The sequence below is a fragment of the Phytoactinopolyspora halophila genome, from assembly GCF_003287285.1.
Taxonomy (GTDB): Bacteria; Actinomycetota; Actinomycetes; order Jiangellales; family Jiangellaceae; genus Phytoactinopolyspora_A; species Phytoactinopolyspora_A halophila.
The window spans coordinates 176525-187335 of record NZ_QMIG01000006.1 but is presented as its reverse complement, the minus strand read 5'-3'; the positions used below and the strand labels follow the sequence as shown (position 1 = coordinate 187335).

Below are 10811 nucleotides of genomic sequence, written 5' to 3'. Positions count from 1 at the left end.
CATCAACGCCCACCTCCACCACTAAGCATGAACGTTGCAAGCACCGCTTGAGCCCGCCATGTGCCTGACTAGTGTTCATGATCAGCGGAAGGGGGTCACGGGGCGGGGATGGGGTGGACCAGACAGACACTGAGCAGGGTGTCTTCTTCAATGTCCGTCCATTCGTGCAGGGTTTCGGGCTGGAATATGTAGAGCTCTGGCCCGTCGAAGGGAATCCGCTGGTCGTCGGGTAGCCGGAGGATCCCCCGGCCGCGCACGATCTGGCAATGGGCGAGATCGGGAGTGGTGTGCATGACGAAGTGCCCGCCGGCGGCGATGTGCACCTGCTGGAGGGTGGCTCGGGGTGTCTGGACATGCTCCACCAGATGCACGCTGGTCAGTGGCTCGCCCTCCCACTCGTCGAAAGGTTGCCACCGTGGTTCGGGCGTCACCCGCGGACGGACGTTCTTTCCGTCAGTGTCCAGTTCGAATACGGTCGTTCTCATTCAGCACCTCACCGGGTCGAAGGTCGCCGGCGCTCGGGCCGGCCCGGGACGGGGCGTAGGACGTTCGGTGGTCGGTCCACACGTCGGCGCACCGCCCGCGATGTCGCCGTCACCGGCCGACCAGCGAGCCGAGCCGCGCATAGACCGGACCGAGCTGGTTGCGGAGCTCGTTGTAAGCCGTTCGCAACGTCCAATACGTCGCATGCCGGTCGGGATCCGGCCGGATGGGTTCGGTGGTCTCCTGCCACTCCTGCGCCGTCGCGGCGAGGTCGTCGACGTGACCGGTCGCAGCCGCCGCGATGAGCGCGTCGGCGAGGACACCGCCTTCTTGACGCAGGGTTGGCACCCAGTCGATGCCCAGCACGTCGGCCTTGATGCCGTTCCACAGCGGCGACGCCGCGCCGCCCCCGAGTGCCCGCGCCTCGTGCAGGTCCTGCCCGATGCCACGGGCGAGCTCGGCCCAGACGGCGTACTCGTAGGCGATGCCTTCCAGCAGGGCGCGGAACATGTGCCCGCGCTCGTGCCCGGCGGTGAGCCCGACCCACGCGCCCCGGGCGCGTGGCTGCGGCGGCAGCACGCCACCCTGGAAATGCGGGAACCACAGCAAACCGCCGCAACCGGGCTCGACGGCGCCGGCCAGCCGGTCGAGCTCGGCGTAGGCGTTGGGGGAGTCCGCGAGGTCGGTGGCGATCTCGTCCCGGAACCACCGCAGCGCCAGCCCGCCGCCGTTGATGAATGCCAGGGCGATGAACTTGCCGGCGATCACCGAGTGCCCGGACGTCAAGGTGAGGTTGGCCGTGTCCGGCTGGTAGCCGTCGGTGCACACGGCGAACACGCTCGCCGTGCCGGCTGAGTCGAACGCCTGCCCGCCGGAGACGACACCGGCACCGAGCGACGCCGCACTCTGGTCGCCGGCGCCAGCTGCCACCGGAGTGCCGACCGGCAGCCCGGTGGCCTCGGCCGCCTGTGGCGTGATCTCGCCGACGATGTCGAGCGGATCGACGATACGCGGAAGGACGCGGCGGTCGACCCGGAACTCGTCGATCAGCTCGTCGGACCAGGTGGCCGCCGCGGTGTCGGACAGGTTGGAGAAGTGCAGGTACGTGCGGTCGATGAAAGCATCCTGTGCGGCCAGGCCGCACATCCGTCCGGCCACGAACGCGCCGGGGACGACGAAGCGCTCGATCCGCTTGAAGTCGTCGGGACGTTCCCGCTGCCACCACACGATCTTCGGCCCGTGCGAGTAGGTGGGAGGGCATCCGGACAGCTCGACGACGCGCGCCGCGTGCTCGGACATCTCGTCGATGTAGGGCGTGCAGCGGGAGTCGAGCCAGGAGTCGAAATGCGTGGCGGGACGGAAGTCAGCGTCGATCGTGCCGATGCCGGACATCTGCCCGGAGAACGCCACGCCGCCGACGTCGCGGGCGCGGCCCGAGGCTTCGAGAGCGCGGCCGATGGTGCGGTACGCGGACGCCTCGATCTCTTCCAGGTCCTGTTCGGCCCAGCGAGGTCGTGGCGTGCGCAACGGGACCTCCTCGAACGCCTCGCCCACGATCTGCCCGGACAGGTCCACCACAGCGGCCTTGGTTCCCATGGTGCCGAGGTCACAGCCGACGAAGACGGTCATCTCGCGCTCCTTCGTGTCGCTTCGGTTGTGGTGACCAGAGCCGGCGATCCGTGGCTGTGTTGTGCGTCAGCCCATCGCCACGATGGTCTTCAGGACGCCGTCGGGAGGTCGTTCCAGCACGGCGGCGGGTGCCTCCTCGAGGGTGACGACCCGGTGCGGAAGGCGGTCGAGCTTGATCTCCCCGCTGGCGACGAGGTCACGCGCTCGCCGGTAGTCAGACAGCCGCGAGCCGGTGCTGCCGACCAGCTTCAGGTGCCGGTAGTGGATGGCATTGGCATCGACGAGGGCGCCGCCAGGGGTGCCCGCGAAGCTGTGGACGACGCCACCGAGGGCCACCTGCTCGACGGCCCATTGCAATGGCGCGGCGCCGGGAGCGGTCACGACGACGGCTGCGGGCGCGTCGTCGAGGTGATCCCGCGGTGTGGACTCGGGACCGAACACCACGTCGAAACCCATCTCGTGAGCGATCCGCTGCCGCGGTCCCGGACGCTGGCAGATCGCGACGGGGCAGCCGGCAGCCTGCAATGCCCACCCGCACAGGATTCCCATGGCCCCGCCGCCGACGACGGCGGCGGGCTCACCCGGGCTGACACCGCACACGTCGACGGCGTGCACGGCGCAGGCGAGTGGTTCAAGCATGGAGGATGTCACGGGATCGAGCCCGCCAAGCGGCACCACCTGCGAGGTGGGCACCGAGACGAGCTCGGCGAGCCCGCCGTCGCGGGCCAAGCCGATGGACTCCCGGTCGGGGCAGCGGTTGTGCCAACCCGCCCGGCACGCCGCACAGCGTCCGCAGGTCACTTCCGGGTAGATGCCCGCTGCGGTGCCGTCGGGGAGCAGGCCGGTTACCTCGTGCCCCGGCGTGCACGGGTGGTCGTGTCCGCGCGTGGCGAGCTTGCGGTCGGTCGAGCACACAGAGGTGGCGGTGACGGTGACGACGACGTCGTGGCTGGACGGCGTCGGCTCGGGAACGTCGCGTACCGCGACCTCTCCGTGCCCGACGATCCGCACCGCGCGCATCAGTGATGAACCGTCCTCGTCGGGTTCGTTTCGCCTGCACCACCGGGTGTGCCCGATCCGCCGGATCGGCTGCCGTCGCGTAATCGCGCGTCGATGTGGACCGGCTCGCCAGTGGCCATGGACTGGTTGGTGGCGATGGCCGCTTCGAGGGCGGCGATGCCGTCGTCGATCCTGGTCTTGGGCTCTTCGAGTCCGTGCGCGACGTCGGCCAGGTGCTGATCCTCTGCCCGGTATGCGTCGGCGAACAGGGTGCGCCAGCTGGTCACGGGGTCGGCGACGATGCCGTCCGAGCGCACCAAGACGGTGCTGTTCGCCCGGGTGTCCCCGATGTGGAGCATGCCCTCGGATCCGTAGATCTCGACGCGAGCGTCGTAGCCGTAGTCGGCCGGGCACGCGCCGTCGACCTGTCCGACGGCGCCTCCGGTCAACTCGAAAGTCACGGTGACGAGGTCGACGAATCCGGGGTTGCTCTCCGCAATGTCGGGCCGCTTTGCTGCCCTGCCCACCGCGTACGCCCGGTGGTACTCCTGACCGGTCAGCCACCGCAGGGAATCGAGGTCATGGGCGTTGACCTCGGATATCATCCCTCCAGACAGATCGGTGTTCCACGCCCATCGAGGAGGGAGGCCCGGCCCGCGGCCGGTGGAGCGAATCAGGAGCGGCTCGCCGATGTCGCCGACGTGCAGTCGTTCCGCCGCCCGGCGAAAACTCTGGTCGAATCGGCGCATGAAGCCCATGAGGAACGCGGCGTCGGACGACGTGGCCGCGGCCTTGATGGCGTGGGCCTCGTCCAGACTGGCAGCGAGGGGTTTCTCGCACAGCACGTGAGTTCCGGCCTTGAGCGCCGCGACGGTGATGTCCGGATGGGTGAAGGTGGGCGACGCCACGACGACGGCGTCCACGTCGTCATCGGCGACGGCTTCGAGGGGATCGGTGAACCCGCGTTCGCACCCCAACTCGGCCAGAGCCGATTCGCGCGCCTGGTCATCGGGCTCGCACACTCCGACCAACCGGGCGCCCCGCACTCCTGCGGCGAAATTGCGGCCGTGCACCAGGCCGGCACGCCCGGCACCGATCAGGACCACCCGGACATCTGCACCCATGTACTTGACTCCTTCCGGCCCCCGATGCGTGACGGCCTCTCGGTCCTCTCGTGGTGTCCCTTCGGCGACTACCCCGGCGGACGGTTCAGGTCACGGCCACATTCCCACCATCCACGGAGATCTCGGCCCCGGTCATGAACGGAGCGCGGTCCGAGGCAGCAAAGGTGATGACGGCCGCGACCTCCTCGGGCCGTCCCAGCCTGCCCGCCGGCCGGAGCCCGGCGAGCTCGTTCTCGGTCGCCTGCAGATCTTCGGATTGATCGATGATTCCTTGGACCAGTGGCGTGCGCGTCGTTCCCGGGGAAACCGTCACGGCGCGGATGCCGTCGCGGGTGTGGTCCGCAACGATGGAGCGGCTCAGCATGATCAGGCCGGCCTTCGACATGTTGTACGCGAGCTGGCCGGGAAAGCCGAGGATCCCGGCTTCGCTGGAGACGTTGATGACGGTTCCGCCCCCGGCGCGGCGCATGGCGGGAATCGCCGCCGCGGTGAGCAACACGGCCGATCGCAGGTTGACGGTCATCACCTCGTCGTAGAGCGCCGCGGTGGTGTTCTCGACGGATGCCAGGCGATGGATGCCGGCATTGTTGACAACGAGATCGAGCGATCCGTGCTCGTTCTCCGCGCTTCGTACCAGCTCTTCGGGAGCGCCGGGCGCGGTGAGATCGGCTGCGTGGAACCGGCCTGCGGACCGGCTGTCGAGTTCCTTCTGTAGCTCGGACCCGGCCTCGGTGTCCCTGCCGGTGGCCAGGACCCACCATCCCTCGTCTGCCAGAGCGACGGCGGATGCGTGGCCGATGCCCCTCGTCGCACCGGTGACGATCGCAGTCTTCATGCTCGCACGCTCCCTGCGCTGGTGAAACGCAGCTTCATATCCTGACCGTACAGGATGACATTACGAGCGATATGTTGTTAGCGTCAAGACGTCAGCGACCAGCAGAGCGAGGGAGGTCGCGCGTGGAACCGGACCGAGATGCCGATCGCGCCGTACGGTTCGGCTTCATCGGTGTCACTGCGAGCCGATCGTCGATCAACAAGGTGTTTCCGCTGTGGGCGACGGAACTGGGCCTGAACGAGGCACGGCTCGAACCCGTGGATCTGGCGCTGGACACGTCACGCGAGCGCTACCGGACGGTGGTTGAGGACATCGCGCGCGATCCGTGGCACTACGGAGCGCTCGTCACGAGCCACAAGGTCCGGCTGCACCGGGCGACCGTCGACATGTTCGACGAGCTCGATCCGGTTGCCGAGCTCACGGGTGAGATCTCGTGTATCTCCAAGCGGGCGGGCCGCCTGCGCGGACATGCCAAGGACACGCTCACCGCGGGCCGGTCTCTGGAGGAGTTCGTCCCGCCGGGTCATTTCGCTGACGGCGCCGAGGTGCTCTGCCTCGGTGCGGGAGGATCCGGCCTCGCGATCTCCCTGTATTTGGCGTCTCGCCCGGACCCGTCCGACCGGCCCGACCGGATAACGCTGGTCAACCGGGGTGCGGAGCGTCTCGACGAATGCCGGGTGATTCACCAGCAGATGGACGGGCCACAACCGCCCCCGGAGTTCTCGTACATAGCCAACGCGGAACCCGAGGTCAACGACCAGCTGATGGCCGAACTTCCGCCAGGGTCACTCGTGATCAATGCGACCGGGCTGGGCAAGGACATGCCCGGATCACCGATCACCGATGCTGGACTGTTCCCCCACCGGGGTGTGGTGTGGGAGATCAACTATCGGGGAGATCTGCACTTCCTTCACCAGGCACGAGCCCAGGAACGGGAACGTGAGCTCACCGTCGAGGACGGGTGGCGCTACTTCGTGCATGGCTGGACGGCAGCCACCGAGGAGGTGTTCGACCTGGAGCTCGACCGCGAGACCGTCGAGCGACTGTCGTCGATCGCAGCAGAGGTACGGACATGACGCTGAGCCCGGATGCCCGCCGCGGCCAGAGGATGGGCATCCGCACCGTTCGGGGCGACATCCGGCCCGACCAGCTGGGCCGAACCGACTACCACGAGCACCTGCTCATGCGCTCGCCGGTACTCGTCGGCGACGAGCTCGACGATCTCGAATGCTCGGCCGAGGAGACGGAGCAGCTTCGGGATGCCGGTATCGACGCACTGGTGGAGCTCACGCCGTGGGGTTGCGGACGAGATCCGGACGGGGTGGCGATGATCGCGCAGCGGACCGGCGTGACCATCGTGCTCGCCACGGGTGTGCACCGGGAAGCGCATTACGATCGCGACCACTGGATTCGAAAGATCGCGCCGGAGGACCTGACCGAACGCTTCGTTGCCGACATCACGACGGGTTGTGCATCCAACGGTGGTTCACCGGACGACTCGGACGTTCTCGCCGGGGTGATCAAGGTCGGTGCGGGGTACTGGTCGATCAGCGACTTCGAGCGTCGAGCCCTGCGCGCCGCTGCGGCGGCGCACCAGCGCACCGGTGCGCCGATCGTGTGTCATCTGGAGCTGGGCACGGCCGCCTGGGAGGTTGTCGAGCTGCTGACCGGCGCGGGTGTCGCGGCCGAGCGCATCGCTCTCGCACACGCCGACCGTAACCCCGACCCGCTGCTGCACGCCGACCTGGCGGGTGAAGGCGTGTATCTGGGATACGACGGAGCAGGTCGTACCAAGTACTGGCCCGATAGCGTCCTGGTCGACTGCCTTCTCGACGTCGCCGAGCGTGGTGGCTCCGAGCGGATCCTCCTCGGTGGTGACGTGGCACGGCGATCGTCGTTCCGCGCCTACGGTGGCTTGCCTGGCATGCGCTACCTGCCGGGCACCTTCGTGCCGCGCGTGGCGCGGGCAGGAGGTGACGAGCTGGTGGAAACGATTCTCGTGGCCAACCCCGCCCGCTTCCTCGCCTTCGCGCTCGGCTGAGGCCCGGTCGCGGGCGTGCGAGGTGGACGGCTCGCCCTCCTGTAGTCAAACAATGCGTGGCGAATGTTCGACGAGCCGGCATAGTGCATTGATGCCCTGTAGCTGGGCGACGTTCGTGACCGGCGCGGTCAGGAGTGTCGGGCTGCCGGCCACGATGACCAGCGAGCGTGCCCGGGAGACGGCGACGTTCAGGCGGTTGCGGTTGGCCACGAAATCGACGCCCCGCGGCGCGTCCTCGGCGGAGGAGGTGGTCAGCGACACGATGACGACCGGCGCCTCCTGGCCCTGGAACTTGTCGACGGTACCGACCCTGGCGCGCCCCTCCAGTCTGGACGCGAGCTGTCCGACCTGAGCGTTGTAGGGGGCGACCACCAGGATGTCGTCGGGTTCCAGTGGCCGTACCGCGCCGGAATCGTTCGTCCACGGGCATCCGGTGAGCTGGTCGACGAGCTTGGCCACGGCGGCCACTTCAGCATCGCTGCGTACCGAGCACCCGCCGTGCTGGACGGGGAACCAGCGCATGCCGGCCCCGGCAAGTACATCAGGGCCGTCGACGCGCTGGTTCTCCAACCCGGAACGCGGATGGAGCAGGCCCTCGTAGAAGAGCTCGGACACGGGTGCGCACACGGCCGGGTGCATCCGCCACGTGACGTCGAGGAATAACCCCCGGTCTGCGGGAATCGTGTCATGGTCACCGAGGACGTGTTCGAGGGCGGACAGGCCGGCACCCTCCGGGTGAACGCCCTTGGCGGGCTGGGCGAGCTGTTGCGGATCTCCCAGCAGCACGAGCGAGTCGGCAGCCGACGCGGCAACGATGGTGTTGGCCAGGGAGAGCTGGCCGGCCTCGTCGACGATGAGCACATCGACGTGCACGTTCTCGCGGGCGAAGAGCCAGGCGGTTCCCGCGACGAGGTTGGCCGAGCCGCTCGCGAGTGCCGACTCGACATCCTCGTTGGACGCTGTGACGGTCACCCGCGAGTCTCCACTGGCGTTGCTCTCCTCGGCTTTCTGTACTGCCCGTACCACCGGGGCGTCGGCGTCGTCGGCAGCCATCACCGCATCGAGCAGGTTGGTGATGGCGCGGTGGCTCAGCGCGGTAATCCCCACGCTCTGCCCGGCCCGCAGCATCCGGATGATGGCGCGCGAACCGGCATACGTCTTGCCCGCTCCGGGCGGTCCCTGTACGGGGAGCGCGCCGTGCAGCACGGGTGCGATCCGGCAGAGAGCGTCGGCTCCACTCTCGTGCTCGGCGCGCAGAACCTCGTCGTTCGCCAGCCGGGGCGCCACCCCGAGCAGGAGGTCGCGCGCGCCGCGGAACGGGCCGTCGGCGCCGAACCCGCGTTCTGCCACCCACCCCGCGACGCGGCGTAGCGCGGTCTCCAGGGTGCCGGTGCGCCGTGGCCCGCCCGGCAGGACGCCCTCGGGATGAGGCTCTTCTCTGCACAGTGCTCGCTTCAGCTCGACCTCGCCGACGTCGAGATCCAGACGGACGAGCGTGCTGGTGCCGCCCCCGGGGTCAGCGTGCTCCACCTGGTCACCGACGCGGAGGCGGCATTCCTGGGGTGGAAACTCGTACCTCCAGATGCCGGAGCGCTTCTCCGTGCGGATCAGGCTGGGTGAGGTGAGATCGCCGAGGGCGGCGGGATCGTCGGTGAGTTCGTCCGAACCGAGGGCGCGTACCCGGAAGTACTCCCACCACTCCGCCCGGTTCTCCCGCCGGTGCCATTCGAGGAGGCCGGCCAGCAGGACGCGTGCGCGCTGTTCGGGCGTGCGCGTGTGCGGCTCGCCCGGAACTCCGGCGAGCAGCCGTTCCTCGATGGCGACGAGCTCGGGGTCACGCTCGGCGACGTGCTGTGCTGGATCGGTGGCCGGATCTCCCGGGCGGAGTACGGAGCCCTCGGTGGCAGCCAACTCGTCGCGGCGTGCCTCCAGCCAGTCGCGCAACCGCCGGGTGCTGATGCAGTCGTCGCGGTTGTACGCCTCGATGGCGTCGAGGATGTCCTGGTCTTGCTCGTGCAGCCAGCGCTCGTACTCGACGATGCTGGATGCCGCATCCGAGACCGCCGCTGAGGCACGCGCGGCCGGGTCGTAGAACCGCTCAAGTGCCTTGATCGAGTAGGAGTCGGTGCCGATCCGCAGGCCCTGGCGCACGACGGCGTAGAGATCCACGAGCCGCTCGCCCCGGAGCAGGGCATCGACCTCGTCCACCCGAGTGGCGTAGCGCTGTGACAGCTGCTTCAGGCGACTCGGCTCGTAGGGCGCGTAGTGGTAGACGTGCATTCCGGGGTGACGGGTCCAGGTTCCCATGATGTGATCCACGACGGCTTCGAAGGCGTGCCGTTCCTCGTCGGCGTCGTGAGCCCACCAGGCGTGGAAGGCGTCGCGGACATCGGAGAGGCCCCAGAGGTATTCGATGCCGTGATCGCCGAAGAAGGGATCACCTTCGAGATCGAGGAAGAGGTCGCCGTCGTCGGGCTCGGGTAGTAGCGCGAGGCCCCGGGCGGGCTCGACGGGGGTGACGAACTCGTACGGCGGCAGCTCTCGCGAGCGCGCGGCTACCTGCAGGCGTGCCTGGCCGGCGAGCTTGCGCCTGGTGGGCACACCGACGGAGCGCGCCCGTGCGAGCGTGGCGTCGTCGGCGGCGGCGAGCTGCTCGACCGTGGTGATGCCGGCCGAATGGAACGACTCGCGCTGGTCGCGGCGCAGGAACGGGACCAGCACGAGATCGTCGTCGGCGATCCATTGCTGCCGGCATTCGGCTGCCCACGGGCAGTACGCGCAGTGCGTGACCCGGACCGGGTACGTGGGCGGTGGATCGGCCAGCCAATCCTCGTACTCGCGCATGGCACGGCGGGCGTAGGCGGCGACGTCGGTGTACGGGAAACGGACGCTCTCGCGGTTGCCGAGGATGACGGTGAGCGACTCTGGCGGTGTACCCTGCAACTCTTCCAGGCGCTGCGCGTAGACAGCCATCTGCAGCAGCGCGGAGGCCTTGACGTGCCGGGCGAGCTTGGTGTCCGCGACATCGTAGGACCACTCGCCGAGCCCGCTGGGACGGGCGTCGTTGCGGATCAGGAAGTCGGCATGCCCGCGCCAGCGCCCGTCGAAGAACGTGGCCTGGAAGATGCGCTCGGCCCCGTCCTGCATGGCGGCGATGGTGAGCTGCTCGGCCTCGGCGGGGTCGCCACCCTGGGGTATTTCGACGACCCGATGCTCGTCGCGCATCTGGGTGAGCACCGCGCTTTCGTGTGCCCCACCACGGGTACGCACGACCTCGGCGGCCGGATCGTCCTGCGGCGGGCGCTGGCGCACGCCCTCGGCGACGTCGCGGTTGAGGGTGGTCAGGTGCGGGCAGGCCAGATGCGCGACGAGATCGGTGGGGCTGAGGACGAGGTGTCCGGCGTCGTCGCGGTACATGCTCACCTCCCGTGGTGACATCCAGCCTGCACCATGCCAGTCACCACCGACAGACGTACCGTCCCGGAGGGCGACTTGTTGGCTCTGCGCAACGTCCAGGAGCCTCGACGCCCGCCTGGGACGTTCCGCAGGCCCAAGAAGTCAGGCCCCGCCCGAGCCGAAGTCAAGGCAGCCCGCAGTGTCGACGACAGCGATGGTGCGCACCTGCGCTGGCTCCGTAGCGGACCCATGATCATGTGCACTTGTGTGCCTCACAGGACGCTATCTGTTCATGATCATGAGA

General features: G+C 68.7%; 8 protein-coding genes. 2 read left to right on the top strand and 6 right to left on the bottom strand.

Going from position 1 to position 10811, the window contains the following annotated elements; all coding sequences use genetic code 11:
• Positions 1 to 95: 95 nt before the first annotated feature.
• The 5 genes from DPM12_RS09545 to DPM12_RS09525 form a co-directional block, all read right to left on the bottom strand.
• Positions 96 to 485: a hypothetical protein gene (locus DPM12_RS09545; RefSeq protein ID WP_112258076.1), complete on the bottom strand. Its 390-nt coding sequence runs from the start codon at positions 483 to 485 to the stop codon at positions 96 to 98.
• 109 nt (positions 486 to 594) lie between these two features.
• Entirely contained in the window at positions 595 to 2112 is a 1518-nt protein-coding gene (locus DPM12_RS09540) for a xylulokinase (RefSeq protein WP_112258075.1), read from the bottom strand.
• A 66-nt stretch (positions 2113 to 2178) separates the two neighbouring features.
• Positions 2179 to 3132 (bottom strand): zinc-dependent alcohol dehydrogenase, encoded by a 954-nt coding sequence (locus tag DPM12_RS09535; RefSeq protein WP_112258074.1) that lies wholly within the window; start codon positions 3130 to 3132, stop codon positions 2179 to 2181.
• Positions 3132 to 4235: a Gfo/Idh/MocA family oxidoreductase gene (locus DPM12_RS09530; RefSeq protein ID WP_112258073.1), complete on the bottom strand. Its 1104-nt coding sequence runs from the start codon at positions 4233 to 4235 to the stop codon at positions 3132 to 3134. Before DPM12_RS09530 ends, DPM12_RS09535 begins: the two co-directional genes overlap by 1 nt.
• 85 nt (positions 4236 to 4320) lie before the next feature.
• Positions 4321 to 5070, bottom strand: coding sequence for an SDR family NAD(P)-dependent oxidoreductase (locus DPM12_RS09525; protein ID WP_112258072.1), 750 nt, complete (start codon positions 5068 to 5070; stop codon positions 4321 to 4323).
• Positions 5071 to 5192: 122 nt separating this feature from the next.
• On the opposite strand from DPM12_RS09525, the gene DPM12_RS09520 reads away from it, so the two are divergent.
• Entirely contained in the window at positions 5193 to 6146 is a 954-nt protein-coding gene (locus DPM12_RS09520; protein WP_112258071.1) for a shikimate dehydrogenase family protein, read from the top strand.
• Positions 6143 to 7111: a phosphotriesterase family protein gene (locus tag DPM12_RS09515; RefSeq protein WP_211658731.1), complete on the top strand. Its 969-nt coding sequence runs from the start codon at positions 6143 to 6145 to the stop codon at positions 7109 to 7111. Before DPM12_RS09520 ends, DPM12_RS09515 begins: the two co-directional genes overlap by 4 nt.
• Positions 7112 to 7156: 45 nt before the next feature.
• Here DPM12_RS09515 and DPM12_RS09510 read toward each other — a convergent pair whose 3' ends face one another.
• Entirely contained in the window at positions 7157 to 10528 is a 3372-nt protein-coding gene (locus DPM12_RS09510) for a TM0106 family RecB-like putative nuclease (protein ID WP_158542836.1), read from the bottom strand.
• Positions 10529 to 10811 lie beyond the last annotated feature (283 nt).

Bases quoted from the DNA above. Each gene is read 5' to 3' on its own strand.
- DPM12_RS09545 (WP_112258076.1), bottom strand. From the start codon at position 485: ATGAGAACGACCGTATTCGAACTGGACACTGACGGAAAGAACGTCCGT.
- DPM12_RS09540 (WP_112258075.1), bottom strand. From the start codon at position 2,112: ATGACCGTCTTCGTCGGCTGTGACCTCGGCACCATGGGAACCAAGGCC.
- DPM12_RS09535 (WP_112258074.1), bottom strand. From the start codon at position 3,132: ATGCGCGCGGTGCGGATCGTCGGGCACGGAGAGGTCGCGGTACGCGAC.
- DPM12_RS09530 (WP_112258073.1), bottom strand. From the start codon at position 4,235: ATGGGTGCAGATGTCCGGGTGGTCCTGATCGGTGCCGGGCGTGCCGGC.
- DPM12_RS09525 (WP_112258072.1), bottom strand. From the start codon at position 5,070: ATGAAGACTGCGATCGTCACCGGTGCGACGAGGGGCATCGGCCACGCA.
- DPM12_RS09515 (WP_211658731.1), top strand. From the start codon at position 6,143: ATGACGCTGAGCCCGGATGCCCGCCGCGGCCAGAGGATGGGCATCCGC.
- DPM12_RS09510 (WP_158542836.1), bottom strand. From the start codon at position 10,528: ATGTACCGCGACGACGCCGGACACCTCGTCCTCAGCCCCACCGATCTC.